This window comes from Tautonia sociabilis (assembly GCF_003977685.1).
GTDB classification, from domain to species: domain Bacteria; phylum Planctomycetota; class Planctomycetia; order Isosphaerales; family Isosphaeraceae; genus Tautonia; species Tautonia sociabilis.
The window spans coordinates 98,782-123,039 of record NZ_RYZH01000002.1 but is presented as its reverse complement, the minus strand read 5'-3'; the positions used below and the strand labels follow the sequence as shown (position 1 = coordinate 123,039).

Sequence of the window (24,258 nt, the reverse complement as noted above, 5' to 3'; positions counted from 1 at the left end):
GGCCCGGCCCTAATCCTCGGCGCCGGAGCCCACGGTGGCCGTCTCTCGCCCCGAACCGGACCTGCTCGGCGAGCCGCCTCCCCCCCCGAAAAGGCGGGAGAGCGTCGCCCCTCCCTTGAAGAGCGCCTGGAGGGCGGGCATGGGAAGCCGGTCGATGTGACTGTAAAACGTCGTCACCAGCCGGGTGAATTCGAGCATCTTCTCAAGCTGCTCCCGGGTATACGCCTCGGGCTCCCCGGCGGCCTTGGCCTCCTCGACGCAATGCTCCAGCAGGGCAATCGTCGGATCCATCTCGCGACGCTTCCGCTCGGCCATGATCACCCGGAAGGTCTCGAAGACGTCCTTCAACGCCTCGAACCGGTCGCAGCGGCAGCCGATCACGTGCACGCGACGGACCACTCCCCAGGTGATCAGCTCCCGGAGGCTGGTCGAGACATTCGAGCGGCTGACCCCCAGCAGCGTGCTGATCGTCGCCGCGTCGAGCGCCTCGGGCGAGATGAACAGGAGGGCATGCACCTGAGCCATCGTGCGGTTGATCCCCCACGCCTGGCCCATCTCCCCCCAGTGCAACACGAACTTCAGCGCAGCGGGTGTCAGTTCCACGGGAGATTCATCCGTTTCGGTCTCGTCAGAAACATCTGTTCGATCATATCGATCCGGTCGGCAACGTCAAGCAGCGGACCGGCGGGACGTGGTGCCCCGATCGTCAGGGCGCCGAAGGTTGTCCGCATCCTCTGACGGGTGTCAGGATTTCCTTGCGGCGATTCACCGACACGATTAGGATTGCAGGAACGAATGACCGACCGGGCCAAGTCCACCCCGTGCCCCCCGCTGCACGTCCTGGGCGCGTCGGACGTCCGGAGGATCCAGAGGGACGAGCGATGCGAGACCGAGCGACGCGACGATCCTGGGTCGCCCTGATCGTCGTCGGCCTGCTGTCCGGTTGCGGCGGCCCCCCGGCGCATCCTCCGACCGAGGAGCCGATCACGACGGTTCCGGTCAAGCAGGGGGGGACGGACCTGGCCGAGGTCGTCGGCGAGGAGGCCGGTCCTCCGGCTCCCGAGCCCCCGGCCGTGTCTTCCGTCTCGATCGAACCGAGCCGGGCGACGCTCCTGCCGGACGACGAAGGGCTCCAGTTCCTCGTCTCGACGGAAGGGGAGCAAGGAGGGACGGCCGACCTGACCGCCGAGGTCTCCTGGCGGGTCGAGCCAAAAGGGGTGGTCGAGATCGGGCCCGGGGGCTACGCCAGGGCGATCGGCCCCGGGCAAGCGACCGTGACGGCGATCGCACCGGACGGGTCGGAGGCGACCGCCGAGCTGGTCGTCGATGGGTCGAGCGATCGGCCCTGGAACTTCGCGGTCGACGTGGTGCCGATCTTCACCAGGTTCGGCTGCAATGGGGGCGGCTGCCACGGCAAGGCGACCGGCCAGAACGGGTTCCATCTTTCGCTCTTCGGCTACGACCCGTCGCGGGACCACCAGGCGCTGACCCGGGATTCGGGGGGGCGTCGCCTCGCCCTGCTCGACCCCGAGTTCAGCCTGCTGCTCCGCAAGGCGTCCGGTCGCGTCCCCCACGGGGGGGGACGGGCCCTCCCGGTGGACTCCGACTCCTATCGGACGCTCCTCGACTGGATCGCCGATGGCGCTCCGGAGCGGCGGGGGAGCGGGCATGGCGAGATCGTCGCCGTCGAGGTCCATCCCCAGGACGTCCGCCTTGATGCCCCCGGGCCTCAGCAACTCCGCGTCGTCGCCCGATTCGCCGACGGGCACGAGCGAGACGTGACCCGCCTCTCCCGCTTCGACGTCAAGGACGACACCACCGCCTCGGTCGACGAATACGGCCGGGCCGAGCTCCTCCGTCGGTCGGAAACCGACCTGATCGTCCGCTACAAGACGGCCGTCATCTCCAGCCGCCTGGCGACGCTGATCAACCCGGAGCTCGAGTTTGACTTCGACTCCCTGCCCCGGCGCAACCTGATCGACGAGCACCTGTTCGCCCGGCTCGAATCACTCAAGGTCCCTCCCAGCCCTCCGAGTGACGACGCGACCTTCCTCCGCCGAGCGACCCTCGACCTGACCGGCCAGCAACCCCGCCCCGATGAGATTCGGGCCTTTCTCGAGGACGAGGATCCTGAGAAGCGGGCCAAGCTCGTCGACCGCCTGATGCAAGAACCCCTGTTCGTCGACTTCTGGAATAATAAGATCGGCGACCTTCTCCAGATCAGCCAGGCCCGCTTCCCCGAGGGAGTCTACCGCTACAACGACTGGGTCGAGGCGCAGGTCGCCGCCAATCGCCCCTGGGACGAGTTCGTTCGCGAGCTGCTCACCGCGCTCGGCGACCCGAGCGCGCTGGAGGGGGGCCCGGTGAATTACGCCCTGGAAGGGCAGGACGCTCGCGAACGCGCTGAGCTGACCGCCCAGCGGTTCCTCGGCCAGCGGTTCCGCTGCGCACAGTGCCACGACCACCCGTTCGACGTCTGGACCCAGGACGACTACTACGGCCTGGCCGCCTTCTTCGCCAAGGTCGGACGAGCCTCCCCGAGGCCCGGTCAGATGATGAACGCGGGGCTCGTCACCGTGAACCCGGACGGCTTCATCACCCACCTCCGCACCGGCGAGAAGGCCGATCCGATTCTGCCCGGGGGGCAGGCCGTCGAGTGTTCACCAGGGGATGATCCCCGGATCGCCCTGGCGGATTGGATGACCGCGCCGGACAACCCCTACTTCTCCCGGGCCGCCGCCAACTGGGTCTGGGCCCAGTTCTTCGGCCGAGGGCTGGCCGAACCGGCCGACGACCTGAGCGCCGGCAACCCTCCGGTGCACCCGGAACTGCTCGACGCCCTCGCGGCCGACTTCGTCGCCCACGACTTCGACCTCCGGCATCTGATCCGCACCGTCGCCACGTCGGAGGCGTACGGCCTGTCCTCGACCCCCGTCCCCGGCAACGAGCAGGACACCCGGCTCTTCTCGCACCAGATGCCCCGCCCCCTTTCGGCGTACCAGATGGCCGACGCGTTGGCCCAGGCGACCGACACCGAACTCCGCTTCAGCCTCGTCAGGGGAGGCGGGCGGGGCACGGTCACAACGATGAAGGCGGTCCAGGTCGACGATCCGGCCATCGCGAGCACGTTGCTGGATACCTTCGGCCGATGCCCCCGGGTTGGCGGCTGTTCCCCCGTGGCGACGCCGACGTTGAGTCTCCGCCAGGCCCTCTTGCTCATCGGCGGCAGCGAGATCGATGACCGGATCGTCCGGTTCAACGGCTACCTCGCCAGCCTCCTCGAATTCGACCCGACGCCGGGCGAGATTGTCGAGAACCTCTACCTCCGCACCCTCTGCCGCAAGCCGACGGAGGAGGAGTCCGAGCACTGGTCCGCGCTGATCGAGTCGGCCGACTCGATCCGAGAGGCGAGCGAGGACCTGTTCTGGGCGCTGCTGAATTGTCGGGAATTCGCGTTCAATCATTGATCCGATCGAGTCCCGAACGGCCCCGATCCCCGGGACGGGGCATCGGGGTGGAGGCCCCGCCATGCGATCAAGCGACCGGAACCGACCGTGCCTCGGACCGAGCCGCCGGGCCCTGCTCCGGGTCGGGGTGCTCGGGGCGTTGGGGCTGGGCCTGGACGACGTGCTGAGGCTCCGCGCCCATTCCCGGGCCGAGGACGTCTACGGCACCGAGCCGACTCTCTCCGGCACCCCTCGGGCGAAGTCCTGCATCCTCGTCTGGCTCTCCGGCGGGCCAAGCCACATCGACACCTGGGATCCCAAGCCCGACGCTCCGGCCGACGTCCGCGGCGAGTTCGCTCCGATCGAGACGAGCATCCCGGGCGTCCGCATCAGCGAGATCCTGCCCGAGCTGGCGAAGGTCCTGGACAGGGCCATGCTCATCCGCAGCATCACCTCGCCCGAGGCCGAGCACGACCGTGCCTCGCATCATATGCTCACCGGCTCTCGGCCGAGCCCGGCGCTCGTTTACCCCAGCTTTGGCAGCGTTCTGGCCAAGGTCCGAGGATTCTCGAACAACACGCTGCCGCCCTACGCGGCGATCCCCTCCGCCCCATTGTTCTCCTCCTCCGGCTACCTGACGCCGGCCTACGACCCGTTTGCCGTCGCTGGCGATCCGAACCAACCAGGCTTCCGGGTCCGAGACCTGACCCCTCCCGATCGGCTGACGCTCGACCGCCTGCGCCGCCGTCGCGAGATGGTCGCCACCCTCGACCGCTTCGCGGCCGACGCCGTCGTCGACACGCCGCTGACCACCAGCCGAGACACCTTCGCTGAACAGGCCTACGACCTGCTCACCTCCAGCGCCGCCCAGGAGGCGTTCCGCATTCAGGCCGAGCCCGACGATGTTCGCGAACGCTTCGGCCGGACCCAGTTCGGTCAGTCCTTGCTCCTCGCCCGGAGGCTGGTCGAGGCGGGGGTCGGCTTCGTGACGGTCAACGACCAGGGCTCCGGCCCGGTCGGCTGGGACACGCACGTTAACAACTTCCCAATGCTCAAGGACACGTTGGCCCCGCCGATCGACCGCGGGATTGCCGCCCTGATCGCCGACCTCGCCGATCGCGGGCTCCTGGACGAGACGCTCGTGGTGGTGATGGGGGAATTCGGCCGCACGCCGAAGATCAACGACAACGCCGGTCGGGACCACCACGGCCGCGCCAGCAGCGTTCTGCTCGCTGGCGGAGGTATGCCGGCTGGACTCGTCCTGGGGGCGACCGACGCGATCGCCGACCTGCCGAGCGACCGCCCCGTCACCCCCAACGACCTCGCGGCGACGCTCTACACCGCCCTGGGGATCAATCCCGACCACCGCTTCCTGACTCCCGACGGCCAGCCCATCCGGCTGGTCGACGGCGGCCGTCCGGTGGACGAACTGCTCTCCTGAGCCTGCCGTCGACCCCTCCTTCTCGACACGATGAGGGCCCGATCCGGGAGCCGGATCGGGCCCTCATCGCGTCAGGAGGCAACCGCTCGAGCCGATGGACTCAACGCCGTCGTGCTCCCCCTCCGGCCGCAGCCTCTCGGAGGAGGGTGACGTTCTTCAGGCTGGCCTTGTAGCCGACGTCGAAGATGGTGCCAAGAACAGGGATCGAGCCGACGGTCGTGTCGAGCAGAACATTGAAGACCATGCGGGCGACGACCGACTTCGGCACCTTGTAGTAGTACATCGCCATCCCCACGAGCCCGGCCTGAACGAGGCCCGAGGGAAGATCCCCCAGGACGGGCACGATGCCGGCAATGGCGTCGAGGCCGAACCGGATCGGAGTGCCGGGGATCCGGTACTTCGCATCCAACAGCCAGGCGAGCTGCTCGAGCAGCGCGTCGGCCGGGTCGCGATCGGGCTCGATCCGCTCCGGCTCGACCCGGGTCGCATTCCTCGTGGGCATCGGAGCCTCCCTCCGTCGCGGAGTCGAGGGGACGATCATCGCCGTCGAGCAGGGGCGGCGGATTCCCTCGCGAAGAGGCCCATCGCCAGCAGGATGATCGCGCAGATCAACGCCGAAAGGAACCCCCCGGGACTGAACGGCTCGGACCCGCCCCGGATTAGGTACCAGACACCCCCGCCGACAAGCGAGCCGACGACGCCCAGCATCATCGTTGCCGGCAATCCCATCGCGTCCCGGCCCGGGTGCAAAAGCCTCGCAAGCGCACCAACGATCAGCCCGAAGAACGCCCAGCCGATGATGCTGCCGATCATCTCCACGGTCCACCTCCAGTCGTAAATTCCGGTCGACTCCGCGCGCCGGTTGAGCCCCGATGCCCGCCCCGGCGATCGCCGCGTCTTCTCTTGATCCGTTCTGAGTGCAGACCGCGTGCCAATCTCGTGCGAGGTCCGACCCGCCTCGGTATCCTGGAGGGCGGGCCCCTTCCACCAGAGGGGAGCCAACGACCATCACGTTCCGCCAGGTGTCGAACCATGGATTGGACCGAGTCTCCCGAGTTCACCGCCATCGTCGATTCCCCCCCCGAGGTCCTCGACGTGGCGACCCGGGCCGACGGGCCCTCCGGCTCCCTGCCGCTGACCGACGAGATGCTCCGATCTTGGCCCTCGGGTGACCTCTTCGGCCTGAGCCAGAACGCCGGCATGGGCTGGGAGCCGTCGACAACCGCCGCCGACCCGTTCCTGATCCTCAGTACGCAAGGCGGCCTGCGCGACGACGCCGGTCGGCCGATCGCGCTGGGCTATCACACCGGCCACTGGGAGATCGGTCTGCTCGTCCGGGCGGCCGCTGAGGAGTTACGCTCGATCGGTCGGCTTCCCTTCGCCGGCGCCGTGACCGACCCCTGCGACGGGCGCACGCAGGGCACTCCGGGCATGATGGACAGCCTGCCGTACCGCAACGACGCGGCGATCGTCCTGCGTCGGCTGATCCGATCGCTTCCTCGCCGCAAGGGAGTCATTGGCGTGGCAACCTGCGACAAAGGGGCGCCAGCCATGCTAATGGCCCTGGCCGGGTCGAAGTCGCTCCCCTGCGTCTTCGTCCCAGGAGGGGTGACGCTGCCCCCATCCCGAGGGGAGGACGCGGGGAAGATCCAGACGATCGGAGTGCGCTACGTGCATGGTGAGCTCTCGCTGGCCGAGGCCGCCGATCTCGGCTGCCGAGCCTGCGCCACGCCGGGGGGCGGCTGCCAGTTCCTCGGGACCGCGGCCACCATGCAAGTGGTGGCCGAAGCCCTGGGCCTGACCGTTCCCCACGCCGCGCTCGCCCCGTCGGGGCAGCCGATCTGGCTCGACATGGCCCGGCGGTCGGCCCGAGCCGCCTCGGCGATGGCCTCCCGGGGCCGTTCCCTGGCCGACGTGCTCACCGACGCCGCCGTCCGCAACGCGATGGCCGTGCACGCCGCCTTCGGTGGCTCGACCAATCTCCTGCTCCATCTCCCCGCGATCGCCTTCTCCGCCGGACTGACCCGGCCGACGGTCGAGGAGTGGCAGGAGGTCAATCGCCGGGTTCCCCGGCTCGTCAGCGTCTTGCCGAACGGCCCGTTCGATCACCCGACCGTCCGCGCCTTTCTCGCCGGGGGGGTGCCCGAGGTGATGCTCCACCTCCGCTCCCTCGGGCTCATCGACGAGGGCGTTCAAACCGTCGCTGGCGTCCCGCTGTCCCGGGTGCTGGACTGGTGGGCCGCCAGCGAGCGGCGCTGCCGGCTCCGCGAGGCGCTGCACCGGCTCGATGGCGTGGATCCGGACGACGTGATCATGCCCCCTGCCGTCGCCCGAGATCGGGGACTCACCAGCACCGTGACCTTCCCCACGGGCAACCTGGCCCCGGTCGGTTCGGTGGTCAAGAGCACCGCGATCGATCCCAGCGTGGTCGACCCGGACGGCGTCTACCGCAAGCTCGGCCCGGCCCGCGTCTTCACCCGGGAGCGCGACGCCATCGCCGCGATCAAGGGGCAGGGGGGGGGCGACCCGATCCGAGCCGGAGATGTCATCGTGCTCATCGGCCGGGGCCCGATGGGGGCTGGCATGGAGGAAACCTATCAGATCACCTCGGCGCTGAAGCACCTGCCCTTCGGCAAACACGTCGCCGTGATCACCGACGCCCGCTTTTCCGGAGTCTCGACCGGCGCCTGCATCGGCCACGTCGGCCCCGAGGCGCTGGCCGGCGGACCGATCGGCCGGGTGCGCGACGGCGACCTCATCCGGATCGAGATCGACCGCACCCGACTCGTCGGCCGAGTCGACCTCGTTGGCCACGACGGCGAGGAGTTCGGACCCGATCGCGGAGCCGAGGTGCTCCGCGATCGCCTCCCGCATCCGGACCTCGCCCCCGATCCGGACCTCCCCGACGACACCCACCTCTGGGCCGCCCTCCAAACGCTCGGCGGAGGCACCTGGGGCGGCTGCGTCTACGACCCGGCCGCCATCCTCGCCGCCATCGGGACGCCCATCTCCAACCGCCACTCACTGCCGACGGATTGATCGATCGGATCCCCTCGTTCCTCGAGCCGCTCCTCCTGGACCGATCGAGCGTCATTGCGTTATCGAAGCGGGCTTCCCCCTGGCCTGGCATCCGAGCCCACTGCCCCCCGATGCCGAACGCCGGGCAGGGCCGAACAGAAATCGAAAAACGGGCGAACAGCCATAAGCCGTGTCGCCCGTTTGGTTTCAGCGGAGAGGGAGGGATTCGAACCCTCGGTACGGTTTGACCCGTACACGGCATTTCCAGTGCGGTGCCTGGACAGATTATCGCGATCTTCGTGTTGCGGAAAGTCTTTGATAGAAAATACTTACATCGCCGCCTCCGTGTTAACCATGGCCCTCTCTCGCGCCTGTTAACTTTTCTGTTAACTTTGGGTGTAGCTCGACGCACGGCAGGCTGTTAACCTAGGGCCTGTCTGACAGGGCGGAAGTAGTATGATACCTGGCGGTTCGGCACACCGGACGGAGCGCCGCCATGAGCGTCGCCACGATCTGACCGACGCCGAATGGGAGCTGATCGAGCCGCTGATGCCCGCGCCGAGCCGCGGCCGCGCCTGGGCCGACCATCGCACCATCGTCAGCGGCGTCCTCTATTGGGCCGCCACGGGTATACCCTGGCGCGACCTCCCCGAGCGGTTCGGCCCCTGGCAGACCGCCTACGAGCGGTTCCGCCGCTGGCAGAAGGACGGGACCTGGCTGCGCATCCTCCGCCGCATCCAACGCGAAGCCCAGCGGCAGGCCCCGACCACACTCGGCGATCAGGTGCAGCTTCGTGCCGAACCCGCCGCGCGACCGGCCCAGGGCATGATCGGCCGGCTCGGCTGGCGGGGGACAAGGGGTTCGACGACCCGGACGTGCGGGGCCTGCTACGGCGACGCGGCATCAGGGCCATGATTCCGAGCCGCAAGCGGCCGGCGCGCTGGCGGCCGAAGCGGGGCCGGCCGCGGGCCTTCGACAGGGCGGCGTACCGGCGGCGCAACTGGATCGAGCGGTGCGTCGGCCGGCTGAAGGAGTGGCGGCGGGTGGGCACGAGGTACGAGAAGCTGGCCGAGACCTACCTGTCGGTCGTCCATGTCGCGGCCATCGCCCTCTTCCTGCGAGAGCTAGCTCGATGAGCCTGTCAGACAGGCCCTTGGCCCAATACCGTTCAACGGCGCATAACCACTGCCTCTGGAAAGGCTTTCCTCAGGGGCGGAAGGTGTCGATGCTCAGGTCGTTCCTTCTTCCACTTCGACATCTTCCGCTTGATCACCCGGGGGTTGATCCGGTTGCGACGCGGGTCGGTCCGCTCCGTCTGCATCTCCCAGAGCACGCCCCGATACCACGCCTCGAACGACGCGGGCGCCTTGCTGTCGCACTCCGGCAGCCGGCACTTCAGGATCTGAAAGCACCCCGTGAACGACAGCGCGTCGGGGTCGAGCCCCGCCGTCGCGGCCGCCTCGAACATCAGCGACCGGATCACGAAATGGCCCAGCGACAGCGCGTAGATCTCCTGGATCACCCCGGCGGGTGTCTCGCTCCGCAGCTGCGCCGGCTTGGTCGCCCGCCGCGGGTCCTGGTGGGTCTTCTGCTCGTCGAAGACCAACTCCTCCTCCCAACGCTCATGGTAAAGGATGATCAACTCCATCGCCGGGTGCGCCGCCTCATCCAGCAGGTCGGTGATCAGGACGTGCTCCTCGCCGTGGCCGACCCGCTGCGGGTCGTCGAGCGTGTACCGGATCACGCGGACGAGGATGCCGTCGCGGTCCTTCAGCCGGTCGTAGGGGCGGCGGTAGACCTTGGCCAGGTACGAGCCGTCGGCCAGCACCCGGACCGGTCGCAGGATCATCGACCTGACGACCCGAGCAAAAAGCTTCGCCCCCCGGGCCTCCAACTGCCGCCACCGGTAGTAGCTGAAGAAGGCCCGGTCCAGGAGCAGGAGCATCCCCGGTCCGAGGTGGCGAAGCAGTCCGGCGACCGTCGCGCGCTCGTCGCTGTGGCAGGGCTTCACGACGAAGGCGACCTCGACGTGGGTGCCCAACTCGACGAGGCTGAGCTTCTTGACCTGGGGGAAGGCCCCATCGCCGCGCGGCCCCGCCGAGGGGCGGCCGAAGGCGGCGGCGTTGGCGGCCGAGTCGGGGACGTCGAGGACGACGCCGTCGATGCCCATCAGCCGCAACCCGTGGTAGAACGCCCCCGGCGTCTCGGGCGGCGCCAGCGGGCGGACGACCCGGCCGAAGAGGTGCCGCACCGGCGCCACTCCCAGCCGCCGTCGGGCCATGCAGAGGTTCGAACGGCCCGGCGACTCCTCACCCGGGAGGAGCCGTCGGGCGTGCTTGAAGACCTGCCGGATCGGCAGGTCGGTCAACAACCCCATCGCGAGCACCACCCGGAGGATGACCTCGAAGGTCAGGACGCAATCAGATTTGTTCACCCGGCCGGTCGCCGTCAGCGATTGTCGAATGTCTTCCGGGCGGATAACTTGATCGAGACCCGCCAGCGGCCGGGTTGGCCACCGGGGCGTAGCCGGGGAAGTCCTCGGCGACGATCTCGGGTGACGGGCCAGGTACGCATTCACGACCGCCGATCGCTCGTGGATCTTGCTCTGGTCCCACAGGAACGAACGTCATGGCCCCCGGATCTCGCCCCGCAACTGCGCCAGGAAGGCCGTCGTGTCCTCGCCGTGGGCGTTGGCGTCGTCCGGCAGCAGCCGGAAGTACAGGCTGGTAGATGGCGAATTGGTGCTAAAAAACCTTCGCCCGGTTTGGGATGAGAAGAGAGAAACTGCCGACCGCCTTCGTGCCCGTAGTCGCCAATTGTCCGTTAGGATGACAAATTGATGCGCAGTATGCTGCTATCCTTAAATCCAAGGATGCGAACGATTATGGTTTCCCCGATCGTGTCAAGCAGTGAGTAAACCTGTCGTGTGAAGGGTCCCATTGGCCTTTGGGTTTCGCCTTAGACATACGCCAGTGCCTCCCCGACCGAGTCGGGGAGTGCCTTGCGGTCGCACTTAAAACCGCTAACAACAGGGGTTACTACGCCCCCACGAAGGTGATGACGTTCACAAACGCAAGCCTGACGCGGTACGTAATTCCTAAAACTTTTTCTAATGACTTTGGCCTTGCTATACTCAGGAAATAATGAAATCTTTCAAAATTATTGTTTTATTTACATGGTTTGATATAATGTATTTGTATGTTCAATAATGGATTCCGCATTTTCATGGCAATTGCACTGCTGCTGACTAACGCAGCGGGCTATCATAGCCATGCCGCCGAACATGGCGTGTTGGCACAGGCGGGACAGCATCATGATGGCGATGCCGACCATGATGCGCTTGCTGATGGGCAAGATTCTTCCAGCAATGATCTGGCTGCCGACATCGGCGATATGCACTACCATGCTGTGAGCCCTGTTGCCTTTTATATTACTCCTTCCCCGACCGCTTGGGTAGAGTCTCCGGCTCCCCAACTATGGCATGACTTTGCCACGTTTGACTCCGTCAAACCCCTGCTCGAACCCCCTTCACACGCTTAATTCCTGACCTACGGCCCTTCTGGCCTACGCCCTGGGCGTAGCTGTACGCGTACTTTTTGGAATTGAGCGAATCATGATGACATTACGAATCCGGGCCACGCTGCTGCTTGCGGCTGCCTGCCTGCCCTCCCTGGCGATAGCACAGGACGAGGCCATAAAAATAGCGGACAGCAGTGAGCTGACGCAGACCGCCCCCAAGAAAGCGGACAGCAAAACCCTGACGCTGGAAAAGGCCCTGAATATTGGACTGGCCCAATCGCCGCGACTGGCCATGTTCCAGAGTGCGCGCGGCATAGCAGGCGGCGAGTTGCAGCAGGCGGGAGCGCTGAAAAATCCTGAACTGTCCGTGAACTCGCAGTTCATCGGCGGCAATAAGCAATACCGCGTCGTCAACCCGCGCCAGAATTTCTACGGCCTGTCGCAAGTGGTGGAATCAGGCGGCAAGGTGAATAAGCGGGAGCGCATCGCCAGCAGCGGGGTCCTCATCGCCGATCTGGAATACCAGAATGCGGCGCTGGAGCTTATCCATGACATCACCATCGCCTATGCGGATGTCATCGCAGCGCAGGAGAATGTCGCACTGGCGGAAGAGCGAAGAAAACTGGCTAAGGAAGTGTTATCGTCCATCTCCGAGCGTGTGGCGGCGGCGGCGGCACCGCAGATCCAGCAGAATCGCGCCGATATGCAATTGTCGCTGGCGGATATCGCTTATGACCGCGCCAAGCGCGACCTTGAATCGTCGCGCAAGGCACTGGCGGCGCTCATGGGGGAGACGAAGTTGAGTACCAGCCTGTCTGCCAAGAGTTTTTACAGCCTTGCAAAGCCACCCAAGCCCGAGGATACGAACCTGCCGGAAGATACGCCAGAGATGCGCTGGCATGATCAGCAGCTAACGCAATCGCGGCAGAAATTGTCACTGGAGCGGGCCAACGCCCTGCCTGACCCCCGCATAGACGTAGGGATAACGGAGATCAGCGGCGTGAACGGTCGCGCTCTTACCGTTGGCCTGGCAGTACCCATTCCTGTGCTGAACGCCAATCGCGGCAATATCGAGGCAGCACGGCATGGCGTGAAGCTGATGGAAGAAAAAATGCGGGAGGCAGGATATGTGCATGGCATGGAACTGGAGAAAGCCAGCCAGCGTATGCAGAGCGCCTACAATCAGGCCAATACGCTGAAAAAAAGGGTTATTCCAGCAGCACAAAAATCCTTTGGGCTCGCACGTGAGGGATATGTTGCGGGGCGTTTCCTGTATCTGGACGTACTGGACACGCAGCGCGGCCTGTTCGACGCGAAGCAGCAATATATCGAGACCCTGCGAGATTACCACGCTGCAAAAGCAGGCGTTGAGCTTCTGATGGCAAAAAATCTGGGCCTGCTGGCCGCTAAAGGAGAATCCAAATGACTATTTCCCTTAAATCTCCGTGGCTGATCGGGCTGGCTGTCGCTGTCGGCGCTGCATTGCTATTTACCGGTAACGGCGAACATAAAACCGCGAGCCGCGAGCATGGCGAGGAAGCAGAGGCCTTTGAGCGCGGGCCGCATCGCGGGCGGATGCTTCGGGATGGCGATTTCGCGGTTGAAATTACTATCTTTGAGGATAATACCCCGCCCCAATTCCACCTTTATGCCTATGAGGACGATAAACCCCTCGATCCGAAAGAAGTCGATGCCAGAATAACGCTTAAGCGCCTTGACGGTGAGGTAAACGACTTCCAGTTTACACCGAAGGGCGACTATCTGGACGGCGGCGCAACTGTGACGGAGCCTCACTCCTTCGACGTGACCGTGGATGCCAGCCGCAAGGATGAAAAGCACCACTGGGAATTCTCCTCTTATGAGGGCCGGGTAACCATCACCCCGGAGGCTGCCAAAGCTGCAGGCATCCAGACTGAAAAGGCCGGACCGGGCTTGATAAGCGAAATCCTACCGTTAAGCGGACACATCGTACCCGACCCCAACCGCATGGCACAGCTTAAGGCGCGCTTCCCCGGCGTTGTGCGTGAAATGCGCAAGAATTTGGGGGATGCAGTGGAAGCCGGTGAAGTGGTGGCACTGATGGAAAGCAATGAAACCTTGCAGCCGTATCCGGTCAAATCCCCTATCGGCGGCGTGATCATTGCACGCAATGGTAATATCGGCGATGTGGCAGGTGAGTTGCCGCTGTATGAAGTAGCCGATTTATCCACGGTATGGGTGGAGTTCCACGTGTTCCCGCGTAATGCCGCCAAGGTGAAACCGGGACAAAAGGTGAAGATCACCAGCATGCAGGATGATGCAACGGCAGAAGCGGTCATTACCGCAGTACCGCCGGTCGCCGATACGGACAGCCAGTCTGTTCTGGCACGCGCGGCGTTGGATAATGCGGACGGAATATGGCGTACAGGCCTTACTGTGCGCGGGGAAGTAACACTGGCTGAGAAGGAAGCCCCGCTTACCGTTAAAACCAGTGCCTTACAGCGTTTCCGCGACTTTACCGTGGTATTTGCACAGGTCGGCGACGCCTATGAAGTGCGTATGCTGCAACTGGGCTTACAGGATGCAGAGCGCGCAGAGGTACTGGAGGGGCTTAAACCTGGCAGTGATTATGTCACTGAAAACAGCTTCCTGATCAAAGCTGATATCGATAAATCCGGCGCCAGCCACGACCACTGAGGATTTAGCCATGCTTGAGAAAATCATCTATTTTTCCATCCGCCAGCGCTGGCTGGTGCTGGCTTTCACTTTGGCGCTGGGCATGCTCGGTGCTTACAACTTCCAGTACCTGCCTATCGATGCAGTGCCGGATATCACCAACGTGCAGGTGCAGATCAACACCGAAGCACCGGGTTACTCCCCCATGGAGTCCGAACAGCGGGTCACCTATCCCATTGAAACCGCTATAGCGGGTTTACCGGGGCTGAGTTACACGCGCTCGCTGTCACGCTATGGCTTAAGTCAGGTTACGGTGGTGTTCAAGGACGGTACCGATATCTACTTTGCCCGCCAGCTTATCAATGAGCGGCTGCAGGCCGCTAAGAGCCAGTTGCCGAACGGGCTGGAGCCGAGCATGGGGCCTATCGCCACGGGGCTGGGCGAAATCTTCATGTACACGGTGGATGCTGACCCGGATGCACGCAGACCGGACGGCAGCACGTGGACAGCCACGGACTTGCGCGAATTACAGGACTGGGTCGTGCGCCCGCAGCTGCGCAACCTTAAAGGGGTGACAGAAATCAATACTATCGGCGGCTATAGCAAGCAATTCCATATCACCCCCTATCCCGTCCGTTTGCTGGCTTACAATCTGACGCTGGACGATATTACCGCCGCGCTGGCACGCAATAACAGTAATACCGGTGCAGGCTACATCGAACGCAACGGCGAGCAGTACCTTATCCGTGTACCGGGACAGGTGCAGTCGCTGGAGGATATACGGCGCGTTATCGTGGATCGGCGCGAGGGCATCACCATCCGCATTGGCGATGTGGCCGATGTGCTGATGGGCCAGGAGTTGCGCAACGGCGCGGCCACGCAGAACGGCAAGGAAGTGGTGCTGGGCACCGTGATCATGCTGATCGGCGAGAACAGCCGCGACGTGGCGGCGCGGGTGGCAGAGAAGCTGGAGGACGTGAACCGGAGCCTGCCCAAGGGCGTGAGCGCCAATGTGCTGTATGACCGCACGGCGCTGGTGGATCGCACCATTCAGACGGTGGAGAAGAACCTGATCGAAGGGGCATTGCTGGTGGTAGCAACGCTGTTCCTGCTTCTGGGCAACCTGCGGGCAGCGCTGATTACGGCGGCGGTGATTCCGCTCTCCATGCTGCTGACCATTACCGGCATGGTGGAAAACCACGTATCTGGTAATCTGATGAGCCTCGGCGCGCTGGATTTCGGCCTGATCGTGGACGGGGCGGTGATCATTATCGAAAACTGTTTGCGGCGCTTCGGTATGGCGCAGCACCAGCTCGGGCGCATGCTGACGCGGGATGAGCGTTTTGCTCTGGCGGCGGAAGCCACTGCAGAAGTGGTGAAGCCCAGCCTGTTCGGTGTGATCATCATTACCGTGGTGTATTTCCCCATCTTCGCGCTGACGGGCGTGGAAGGTAAAATGTTCCATCCCATGGCATTCACAGTAGTGGCGGCGCTGATGGGGGCTTTGATGCTATCCTTTACGTTCGTACCGGCCTGCGTGGCGTTGTTTGTGACCGGCAAGGTGGAAGAGAAGGAAAACCGCCTGATGCGCTGGGCATACGATAAATACCGCCCGCTGCTGGAATACGCCCTCCGCAATAGCAAGACGATGGCCATCTGGGCATTGGCGCTGGTAGCGGCCAGCGGGTTGCTGGCCACGCGCATGGGCACCGAATTTATCCCCAATCTGGATGAGGGCGATATTGCGCTGCATGCGCTGCGTATTCCCGGCACCAGCCTGACGCAGGCTGTCGGCATGCAGGCGCAGTTGGAGGAGGTGGTAAAAAACCTTCCGGAGGTGGATCGCATCATGGCTAAGTTAGGCACGGCGGAAGTTGCTACCGACCCCATGCCTCCGAGCGTTGCTGATAATTTTGTTATCCTCAAAGACCGCAAGGACTGGCCCAATCCCAAGAAACCCAAAGCGCAGCTTGTGGCTGAAATGGAAGAAGCCGTGCGCAAAGTTCCGGGGAACAACTATGAGTTCACCCAGCCTATCCAGATGCGTATGAATGAGCTGATTTCCGGCGTGCGCTCGGATGTGGCGGTGAAAATCTATGGTGACGACCTTGACCAGTTGCTGGCTTCGGGCAAGCAGATCGAAGCTGTGCTGAAAACCGTACCAGGCGCGGCCGATACCAAAATTGAGCAGGCCACCGGTCTGCCCCTGCTCTCCATCGTGCCTGACAGGGAAGCAATGCAACGCTATGGCCTGAGCATCGCCGATGTTCAGGAGGTTATTACCATTGCGCTGGGTGGCAAGGTTGCCGGACAGCTGTTCGAGGGTGACCGGCGCTTTGATATTGTGGTGCGCCTGCCGGAGACTCTGCGTAACCAGATAGACGCGCTCAAAGCATTGCCCGTAGCCCTGCCCAACCGTGAAGGCGCCCGTGAAACGCAGGCGGGATTTGTGCCGCTGGCAGAGGTAGCAAATTTCGATATCGCCATCGGACCTAACCAGATCAACCGTGAGAACGGGAAACGGCGCGTGGTAGTTACTGCCAACGTGCGCGGGCGCGATCTGGGTTCCTTCATCGGCGATGTACAGGCTGCCGTGCGCGATCAGGTAGAATTGCCTCCCGGCTACTGGGTGGAATATGGCGGCACGTTTGAGCAGCTGATCTCAGCAGGCAAGCGTCTGCAGCTGGTGGTGCCGCTGGCGCTGGCGCTGATCTTCTTCCTGCTCTACACGCTGTTCAACTCCACCCGGGATGCGCTCATCGTGTTCTCCGGCGTGCCGCTGGCCCTGACAGGTGGCATACTGGCGCTATGGCTGCGGGGTATTCCGCTGTCAATTTCTGCGGGTGTAGGCTTCATCGCCCTCTCCGGCGTTGCGGTACTGAACGGCGTGGTGATGGTTTCGTTCATCCGCAAGCTGATGGATGAAGGCATGTTGTTGGAGCAGGCTATCTTAGATGGGGCACTTAGCCGCCTCCGCCCGGTGCTGATGACGGCGCTGGTGGCAAGCCTTGGCTTCCTGCCAATGGCCTTCAATGTGGGTGCAGGCTCGGAAGTACAGCGCCCACTAGCGACGGTTGTAATTGGCGGTGTGCTGTCTTCAACGGCTCTGACGCTTCTGGTGCTGCCTGCGCTGTATGGGATGTTTGCAAGACGTAAGGCGATAATACCGTCCAGCCACGCTACATCTTCACCGAACCGGGGATGGAATAGGGCGAAGGAGGAATAAATGCTGTCAAATATAATGATATGCTTTGTCAGATGGCTTGCCCGTTACTATTCTGTAACCTCATTTGCTATTTATGTGGCTTTATTGATATAACTAAATTGCAGTATTTCCGTTCACAGTGATGCTGGGTTCATACGTCCAGTGGTGACTGCGCTGGTAGTGCCACAGGTTCTCGATCGGGTTGAGCTCCGGGGCGCAGGGCGGCCTCAGCAATTCGATGAGCGTGAAGCCGCGGGAAAGTCGCGGGGCGGGAGCGGGATGCATGGGAATCCTCCTATGTGAGTCGGATCTCTCGGGACGCGGCGATGGTCACCGACACGCAACCCTGGGCGGACGCGGTCGGCGAGACGCGAATCCGGAGGCGAAATCAAAACAGGAAGATTTGCAGCCAGGCATGTCGGATCTATGGCGGAGCGGTCGGCCACCAGACTCGCTCCGCCATCCCTTCGGCCTCGTCCGGCGAGGGGATAGGCATGCCGAGGGCGGGGGGCAGGAAGAAGGGGTCCGTTGTGAGCAAGGCGTCGCCTGCGAAGTCGGCGTGCATCTCGGTGAGCGCGACTTCGCCGGAATCGTCCCCCACCCCGCCATCCGGCGACCCGAGATGGTCGGATGGGAACAGGCAGGCGAGCGACCGCGACAGGTCCGCGGCGGCCTCCGACTGCCGGAGCGGCGTGCCGGTGACGGCCGCGAGCAGGCTGAGTAGGATCGCCAGACGCCGCATTCCAGATCCCCCTCCGGGCGTTCATTCTCAGAGAGGGAGTCAGCTCGGTCAAGCTCGGATGTCCGGGTCGTGTCAGCTTCTCGCGGCGGAGAGGACGAGGCTCAGGCCCGCCGCGAAGAGCAGCAGCCACACCGCGACGATGACGCCGGCGGCGACCCGGCCCGGCCGCCGGTCGGCCACCGCCGAGCCGGAGTGCGCCCGGCAGTCGGCCATCACCTCGGGCGGGATCATCCGCAACGCAAGCACGATGCCGAGCGGAACGACCACGAGATCGTCGAGATACCCGAGGACCGGGATGAAATCGGGGATCAGGTCGATGGGGCTCAGGGCATATCCGACCACGCATCCCGCAATCAGCTTCGCGTACCAAGGGACGCGAGGATCGCGGCAGGCGAGGCCCAACGCGATCACCTCCAGTTTGAGCCGCCGGATGCGCTCGGCCATGCCGGCCGGCGGTCTCGGGCCCGTGCTATCATCCCCTTTTAACACCATAGCTATCGTCCGCTCCCCGCGATCAACGCGACGGCCGAGCCGAGCAACAAGGCTTCCACGAGCAGGGCAAATCCCCTCTCCGGCATCCGGTCGATGAGCTTCCGTCCCGTCCACGAGCCGAGCACCATCGCCCCGCCCAGGGCAAGGCCCTGCAGGAGGTCTGCGAGGCCCAACGCGGCGTACCGCCCGTAGACCACGCTCTTCGTCAGGTGCATCAGCACCGCCGTCACCGCCTCGCTCGCCACATACGCCTGCGCCGGCAGTTGCAGGCCCAGGAACACCGCCGCCCCGAGGGGCCCCGCGCTCCCGGCGATGGCCGATAGGAACCCGACACAGGCCCCAGCGGGAACGAGCAGCCTTTCGGGAATCCTCCGCTTGCCAAACCGCGTGTGACGCATGGCGACCACGGCGAGCAGGAAGCAACCGATCAGCCGGAGGATGAAGGACGAGGGCAGATCGACGAACAGGCGGGAGCCGATCATGCTCGCCGGGATCGCCCCGGCACTGAAGAGCAGGGCCGGACGCCAGCGGATGTCCCGCCGGCCGAAGCCTACACGCGACAGGTTGCCGAGGAGCTGGGCGATGGTTAGGACCGGCACGGCCGCCTTGGCGCCGACCGTCATCGTCAGCACCGGCAGCAGCAGCGAGGCACCGCCGAAGCCCGCCGCCCCCGAGACGCTCGCCGCCAGCCAGCCGCAGAATAGTAAGACCGCCCACATCATCGGCATCCGGGCCTGCTCCAGGAATATCGTGGCGTCCATATTATCTATAATATGTGAATATAATTAATATTATCTTAGATGGCCTGGCAAAATTTTCCGAAAGCCGTAGCAATTTCGGTGTTTCGCGGGACTCTCCGTCAACACCGAGGGTTTTGGCAGGCCCTCTTACGATAGCACCCATGCGCCCGCCGCGAAGATGCCGTACACCAAGGCATTAGGAATCAACGCCCATGCGCTGACGTGGCTATGCCTGAATCCCAAATATAGCATGCCGACGGCGGCCGCCGTGGCGACGGCCGCGACGATCAGTGGTGTGTCGAGCAGCCACGGGGTGAAGAGGAGGCCCAGGGCACTCGGCACCGTCGCCTGGATCATCATGGCACCGGAGATATTGGCCAGGGCCAGCTTTTCCTTCCCCTGGCGCACCCAGATCACCGCGTTCATCGTCTCGGGCAGCTCGGTCGCGATCGGGCTTATCAGCAGGGCGACCAGTTGCGGCGAGAGCCCGAGCCATGGGCCGATCGCCCCCATCTCATGCACGAAGTAATGGGACGCGATCCCCATCAAGGTGAGTGCTCCGAGCGTCTGGAGCAGGATGATGCCGAGGGGCGGGTTGCTCGAGCGCCTACTGAAGGTAAGCGGTTCCAACTCTTCTTCGCTATTATCGCCGCGGTGCGTCATCTCTTTCCAGACGTAGGCGGCGTAGGCCGCCAGGAACAGCAATCCCAGCCAGCGTTTCCCCTCGAAGGCGACGAGCCCCAGGGCGATCTTGAAGATGAAAATGCTCAGGAACCATCCCTGATCCCGGCTCAATCGCCGCTGCTCGGTTATTATTACGGCGTCCCGCCGATTGAGCTTGCGTGCGGACACCAGCAGTACGAGGCCGACAACGGCGTAGGAGATCGTCGCCAGGACAAGGGGGCCGCCGATGGCGGCGCCCACGCCCATTTCCTTCTGGGCCGCCGTCGCCCCGAAGATCACGGCCACGAAGGTGACGGCACTTTCGGGCAGGGCGGTGCCGAACGCGGCAAGCAGGGTGCCGGTCGCCGTCTCTCCGACGTTCAGGCGGCGGCCGAGCCATTCCACCCCGTTGACGAACAGCTCGCAGCTCGCGTAAATCACGGCCGCACAGGCGAGTAACAGGACAATAGAGACGATCATCGAGCACGAATATGCCGGGCGAGCGGTTAAGCCAATGACGCAACGATGCCGCCCACCCGGCCGGTAAGAGCATCGACGTCAAAGGTCTCGCCGGATAGGGAGGAACCGCGTCGGCCCTTCTCTATCGCCTGCACCATGGTGCCGAAGCAGCCAAGTCTGTTGATGCAGGCTCCCGCCTGGATGCGGAATTACTACTCCCCAATGATTATTATATATATAGAACAATAGAACAGAATATCCAATAGATATATTAAACATATTTCGGGAAACGGCGTGCGTGACCGGTCGGTCATTCTGAAAGTCGGACTCCGGCAGACCTTCCAGTCAACACCGGTCGCCGCGTATCCTGAAGGCGTCGGCACTCCGGAGGAGGCCCGGCTGGTGGAACGCCCATCCGCCATCGAAGTTGGCCAAGCCCTTGCGGTCGCACGAGCGTCGGGTCACCCTGGACGAAGTCGAAAGGGTTCGGAATTTGAACACGGCGGCACGCGGAATCCGGGCGGCCCAGGCCGGGCTGATGACAAACGTCGGGCTTGTTCTGGTCAAGCTCATCGCCGGCATCGTCGGGAATACCTACGCCCTGATCGCAGATGCGGTCGAGTCGTCGGTCGACATCTTCTCGTCGCTCATCGTCTGGGGCGGCCTGAGCATCGCCTCTCGCCCCGCCGACGAGCATCATCCTTTCGGGCACGGCAGGGCCGAGGCGCTGGCCGAGGCGGCGGTCTCGCTCATGCTCCTCGGGGCCGCCTGCGGCATCGCCATCGTCGCGGTGCGGGAGATCGTCACGCCCCATCAGGTCCCCGCACCATTCACCCTCGCGGTCGCCGGGGGCGTCATCCTCGTCAAGGAGGCCCTCTTCCGGAAGGTTTTCAACGTCGGCGCGGAGACCGGCAGCACCGCGGTCAAGGCCGACGCCTGGCACCACCGCAGCGACGCCATCACGTCGGCTGCGGCATTCCTCGGCATCGGCGTCGCCCTCTGGGGCGGGCCCGGGTGGGAATCCGCGGACGACTACGCCGCCCTCGTCGCCGCGGCCTTCATCGCCGCGAACGGCCTGCTCGTGCTCCGGCCGACGATCCACGACCTGATGGACCGGACTCCCGAGGGGCCCGTCGTTGCTCAGGTCGCCGCGGCGGCGGCGGCCGTCCCCGGGGTGCGGGCCGTCGAGAAGTTGAAGATGCGCAAGCTCGGGATGGAATATTACGTGGACATCCACGTCCAGGCCGACCCGCTGATCTCGCTCCGGGACGCCCACACCATCAGCGGCAAGGTGAAACATGCCATTCGGGAGGCCGTCCCGGTCGTGTCCGGGGCCTCGATCCACATGGAGCCCTTCGAGGAGGCCGTCCCAAACCAGGCAGACGGGACCGGGCCACGAGCCGCCCGGGAGGGTGGCCCATAGCGACCGACCCGACAAGCCTCCCGGGACCGCCGTCGGATCGCCTTCGCTCGCGCAGGGCCGTAGCTGAAGTGGGGGGAGGAGGCAGAAAGCCTCCGTCTTATATCCGCTTCCGTAGCCTGGACCTGGGTCGCCCGTCGCAAAACCCGGCGTGGCCTTGATTTCTCCTTCAGTATCCAGCCCGCGTACCCGATGGAGTTAATGGTCGAGGGCGCTCCTCACGGCAGGACCGTCGGTATCACTCGGACCACTCGGACTTGACCCGAACCGGCGGATCCTTATTATTCGAGGATGGTGGCGATCCGTCTCTCCGAGGCATATTCCCGGTGCGAAGTCTCGTCCACACGCTTCTGGCTTGCCTGACTCTGGCCTGCCCCTACCTCTGCGGGGCGGACGAGGTCGGCCATAGCGTGCAGCATGAGCATGCCGGGAAGGGTGACGCACCGGCTCCTTGCCCCGAGAGTGGCGACAACTGCGTCTGTCGCGGGGCCGTCCAGACGAGCGACGCGCGTGCGAGCGCCCCCGATGTCGAGGCGTCCGCCCTGTCCTTCTTCCCCGTCCCCTCGCTCCTGCCAGCCCATCCCTTCAAGCATCTCACCTGGGAAGGCCCGTCCGCCGGGCTCGCGAGTTGGGGCGATTCCCTGACCATCCGCGCCCTCCTCCAGAACTTCCGCTGCTAAGCCGTCCCCTCCCGCCTGGACCGCCGGGGTGCCCTTGCGCGCCCTAGGCCGGTCCTATGCCCGTTTCCGGGCCTCAACACCCCGATCGAACACCGACGCCGCCCAGGGGCACCCCCGGTGTGTGGCGTTGCGCACCCATATTCCAAGCCCGAGGGTCCGACCCATGAAGCGGTTCATCGCCATCGGCGCGGCCGTGGCCGCGACGGCGCTCCTCATCGGCGCGGCCGTGGCCGTCGCCCGCCCCGAGTGGCTGCACTCCGTTCCCGGCATCGACCCCGATCGGCTCCCCAAATGGGCCCACCTCGTGAGCTCCTCCCCCGGGGCCGATGACTATGGCCTGTACTGCAAGGAGCACGGCGTGCCGGAGAAGTTCTGCACCCTCTGCCACGCGGAGCTCGCCAACACCCTTATGCTCTGCACAGAGCACGGCGGCATCCCGGAGGACATCTGCACGCTCTGCCACGCGGAGGTGGAGGCGAAGTACGACATCCGGATGTGCGCGGAGCACGGACTGCCGGAGAGTTTCTGCGCCCAGTGCGGCAACGGCCCCTCCGCATCGGCCGCCCTGCCCGACGACGGCTGGTGCGCCACGCACAACACGCCCGAGGCCCTCTGCGTCGAGTGCCTGGCGGATCCCGGGTCACACGACGCGGACACGGCGACGAAGGTCTGTCGGCAGCCCCTCCCGATCGTTCGGCTTGCCACGGCAGACCTGGGGCGGAGGGTCGGCATCGAGACGGCCCCGGCCCGGCAGGAGCAGCTCGTCCCGCGCCTGGCGGCCAATGCCGAGACGGCCTTCGACGCCAACCGCTGCTCCGAGGTCTACCCGCGCGTGGTCGGCTTCCTCCGCGAGGTCCGCGTCGACCTCGGTCAGCCCGTCCGCCAGGGCGAGGTGCTGGCCGTCGTCGATTCGTCCGAGATCAGCGGCGCCAAGAGCCGCTTCCTCGCCGCCCGGGCCGCCGTCGAGCTGGCCCGGGTCGCCTACGATCGGACCGCCAAGCTCACGGAGCGGGGGGCGCTGCCCGCGAAGAACGAGCTGGAGGCCCTGACCGCCCTGAATCAGGCCCAGGCCGAGGTGATGGACGCCGAGCAGGCGCTGCGCAACTTCGGCTTCGCCGACGAGGAGCTCGCCCACATCGCCGATGCCAAAGATACGTCGAGCTTGCTGGACGTCGTCGCGCCGATCGACGGGTCCATCACGGCCCGTCACGCCGTCCGCGGGGAGGCCGTCCAGCCGACCACCCAGCTGTTCGACGTCACCGACACCTCGCGGATGTGGCTCTGGGTCGACGTCTACGAGTCCGACATCGCCTCGGTGGCCCTCGGGCAGGCGGTGCGATTCACCATCCCGGGGGTCGAGGGGGCCGCGTTCGAGGGTGAGGTGACCTGGGTGGGGGCGCAGGTCGATCCCACGACCCGGACCACTCGCGTCCGGGCCGAGCTGGCCAACCCCGACGGCCGCCTCCGGGCCAATCTGTTCGGGCAGGCCGAGATCCAGGTCGGCGACGAGCGCCAGGCGGTCGTGGTCCCCAAGGCGGCCGTGCAGCGCAAGGACGATGTCGATGTGGTCTTCCTGCCGCAGGACGAGGGCGTCTATCGCCCGCAGAGAGTCGTGGCCCGGCCGGTCGACCGGCGCGACGTGGTCGAGATCGCCTGGGGCCTGGATGCCGGCCAGCGTGTCGTCACCAAGGGCTCCTTCCTGCTCAAGACCGAGATCATGAAGGGCGCCATCGGCGCCGGGTGCTGCGAATAACCCCGTCGCCATGGAGGAGCCACGC

18 protein-coding genes, 2 pseudogenes and 1 riboswitch are annotated in these 24,258 nt (G+C 64.9%); of the genes and pseudogenes, 10 read left to right on the top strand and 10 right to left on the bottom strand.

Annotated elements, in window-relative coordinates; genetic code table 11:
• Positions 1–9: 9 nt before the first annotated feature.
• The gene (locus TsocGM_RS01665) at positions 10–603 is read right to left on the bottom strand and encodes a GbsR/MarR family transcriptional regulator (RefSeq protein ID WP_126723579.1); all 594 of its coding nucleotides are present in this window, start codon (positions 601–603) and stop codon (positions 10–12) included.
• 278 nt (positions 604–881) lie between these two features.
• Here TsocGM_RS01665 and TsocGM_RS01660 point away from each other — a divergent pair, with 278 nt between their 5' ends.
• Together TsocGM_RS01660 and TsocGM_RS01655 are read left to right on the top strand one after the other, a co-directional pair.
• Positions 882–3,467, top strand: a complete 2,586-nt coding sequence (locus TsocGM_RS01660) for a DUF1549 and DUF1553 domain-containing protein (RefSeq protein ID WP_126723578.1) — start codon at positions 882–884, stop codon at positions 3,465–3,467.
• Between the two features lie 61 nt (positions 3,468–3,528).
• Positions 3,529–4,887, top strand: a complete 1,359-nt coding sequence (locus TsocGM_RS01655) for a DUF1501 domain-containing protein (RefSeq protein WP_126723577.1) — start codon at positions 3,529–3,531, stop codon at positions 4,885–4,887.
• A 100-nt stretch (positions 4,888–4,987) separates the two neighbouring features.
• Here the strand turns inward: TsocGM_RS01655 and TsocGM_RS01650 are convergent, their stop codons facing one another.
• Positions 4,988–5,389, bottom strand: a complete 402-nt coding sequence (locus TsocGM_RS01650; protein WP_126723576.1) for a DUF4112 domain-containing protein — start codon at positions 5,387–5,389, stop codon at positions 4,988–4,990.
• 35 nt (positions 5,390–5,424) lie between these two features.
• Complete coding sequence (locus tag TsocGM_RS01645) at positions 5,425–5,700, bottom strand: GlsB/YeaQ/YmgE family stress response membrane protein (RefSeq protein ID WP_126723575.1); 276 nt, start codon at positions 5,698–5,700, stop codon at positions 5,425–5,427.
• 219 nt (positions 5,701–5,919) lie between these two features.
• On the opposite strand from TsocGM_RS01645, the gene TsocGM_RS01640 reads away from it, so the two are divergent.
• Both TsocGM_RS01640 and TsocGM_RS28100 read left to right on the top strand, forming a co-directional pair.
• On the top strand, positions 5,920–7,926 hold the full coding sequence (locus tag TsocGM_RS01640; RefSeq protein WP_126723574.1) for a YjhG/YagF family D-xylonate dehydratase: 2,007 nt from the start codon (positions 5,920–5,922) through the stop codon (positions 7,924–7,926).
• A gap of 435 nt (positions 7,927–8,361) precedes the next feature.
• Positions 8,362–8,571: pseudogene (locus TsocGM_RS28100) on the top strand (transposase); the annotation flags it as partial.
• Positions 8,572–8,631: 60 nt separating this feature from the next.
• On the opposite strand, the pseudogene TsocGM_RS28095 reads toward TsocGM_RS28100, so the two are convergent.
• Positions 8,632–8,745: pseudogene (locus TsocGM_RS28095) on the bottom strand (IS5 family transposase); the annotation flags it as partial.
• 35 nt (positions 8,746–8,780) lie between these two features.
• Between TsocGM_RS28095 and TsocGM_RS28090 the strand changes: the two are divergent.
• Positions 8,781–9,041 (top strand): transposase, encoded by a 261-nt coding sequence (locus TsocGM_RS28090; protein WP_233578170.1) that lies wholly within the window; start codon positions 8,781–8,783, stop codon positions 9,039–9,041.
• Positions 9,042–9,073: 32 nt separating this feature from the next.
• Here the strand turns inward: TsocGM_RS28090 and TsocGM_RS01630 are convergent, their stop codons facing one another.
• Together TsocGM_RS01630 and TsocGM_RS01625 are read right to left on the bottom strand one after the other, a co-directional pair.
• The gene (locus TsocGM_RS01630; protein WP_158633331.1) at positions 9,074–10,483 is read right to left on the bottom strand and encodes an IS4 family transposase; all 1,410 of its coding nucleotides are present in this window, start codon (positions 10,481–10,483) and stop codon (positions 9,074–9,076) included.
• A 593-nt stretch (positions 10,484–11,076) separates the two neighbouring features.
• Complete coding sequence (locus TsocGM_RS01625) at positions 11,077–11,310, bottom strand: hypothetical protein (RefSeq protein ID WP_126723572.1); 234 nt, start codon at positions 11,308–11,310, stop codon at positions 11,077–11,079.
• A 208-nt stretch (positions 11,311–11,518) separates the two neighbouring features.
• Here TsocGM_RS01625 and TsocGM_RS01620 point away from each other — a divergent pair, with 208 nt between their 5' ends.
• The 3 genes from TsocGM_RS01620 to TsocGM_RS01610 are packed head-to-tail and all read left to right on the top strand — an operon-like array spanning position 11,519 to position 17,305.
• A complete protein-coding gene (locus tag TsocGM_RS01620) occupies positions 11,519–12,850 on the top strand; it encodes a TolC family protein (protein ID WP_126723571.1) in 1,332 nt (443 codons plus the stop codon).
• The gene (locus TsocGM_RS01615; RefSeq protein ID WP_126723570.1) at positions 12,847–14,100 is read left to right on the top strand and encodes an efflux RND transporter periplasmic adaptor subunit; all 1,254 of its coding nucleotides are present in this window, start codon (positions 12,847–12,849) and stop codon (positions 14,098–14,100) included. Before TsocGM_RS01620 ends, TsocGM_RS01615 begins: the two co-directional genes overlap by 4 nt.
• 10 nt (positions 14,101–14,110) lie before the next feature.
• Positions 14,111–17,305 (top strand): efflux RND transporter permease subunit, encoded by a 3,195-nt coding sequence (locus TsocGM_RS01610; RefSeq protein WP_126723569.1) that lies wholly within the window; start codon positions 14,111–14,113, stop codon positions 17,303–17,305.
• Positions 17,306–17,708: 403 nt separating this feature from the next.
• Here TsocGM_RS01610 and TsocGM_RS01605 read toward each other — a convergent pair whose 3' ends face one another.
• The 4 genes from TsocGM_RS01605 to TsocGM_RS01590 all read right to left on the bottom strand — a co-directional run bounded on the left by TsocGM_RS01605 (position 17,709) and on the right by TsocGM_RS01590 (position 20,401).
• On the bottom strand, positions 17,709–18,026 hold the full coding sequence (locus TsocGM_RS01605) for a hypothetical protein (protein WP_126723568.1): 318 nt from the start codon (positions 18,024–18,026) through the stop codon (positions 17,709–17,711).
• 72 nt (positions 18,027–18,098) lie between these two features.
• Positions 18,099–18,470, bottom strand: coding sequence for a YkvA family protein (locus tag TsocGM_RS01600; RefSeq protein WP_126723567.1), 372 nt, complete (start codon positions 18,468–18,470; stop codon positions 18,099–18,101).
• A gap of 50 nt (positions 18,471–18,520) precedes the next feature.
• A complete protein-coding gene (locus TsocGM_RS01595; protein WP_233578168.1) occupies positions 18,521–19,246 on the bottom strand; it encodes a sulfite exporter TauE/SafE family protein in 726 nt (241 codons plus the stop codon).
• Positions 19,247–19,405: 159 nt separating this feature from the next.
• Positions 19,406–20,401 carry a sodium:calcium antiporter gene (locus tag TsocGM_RS01590; RefSeq protein ID WP_126723565.1) on the bottom strand — a complete coding sequence of 332 codons (996 nt, stop codon included), beginning with the start codon at positions 20,399–20,401 and terminating at the stop codon, positions 19,406–19,408.
• A gap of 92 nt (positions 20,402–20,493) precedes the next feature.
• Positions 20,494–20,613, bottom strand: a riboswitch (yybP-ykoY riboswitch).
• Positions 20,614–20,807: 194 nt separating this feature from the next.
• Between TsocGM_RS01590 and TsocGM_RS01585 the strand changes: the two genes are divergently transcribed.
• Both TsocGM_RS01585 and TsocGM_RS01580 read left to right on the top strand, forming a co-directional pair.
• Positions 20,808–21,803, top strand: a complete 996-nt coding sequence (locus tag TsocGM_RS01585) for a cation diffusion facilitator family transporter (RefSeq protein ID WP_391731170.1) — start codon at positions 20,808–20,810, stop codon at positions 21,801–21,803.
• Between the two features lie 840 nt (positions 21,804–22,643).
• Positions 22,644–24,233 carry an efflux RND transporter periplasmic adaptor subunit gene (locus TsocGM_RS01580; RefSeq protein WP_126723564.1) on the top strand — a complete coding sequence of 530 codons (1,590 nt, stop codon included), beginning with the start codon at positions 22,644–22,646 and terminating at the stop codon, positions 24,231–24,233.
• The last annotated feature ends 25 nt before the right edge of the window (positions 24,234–24,258 follow it).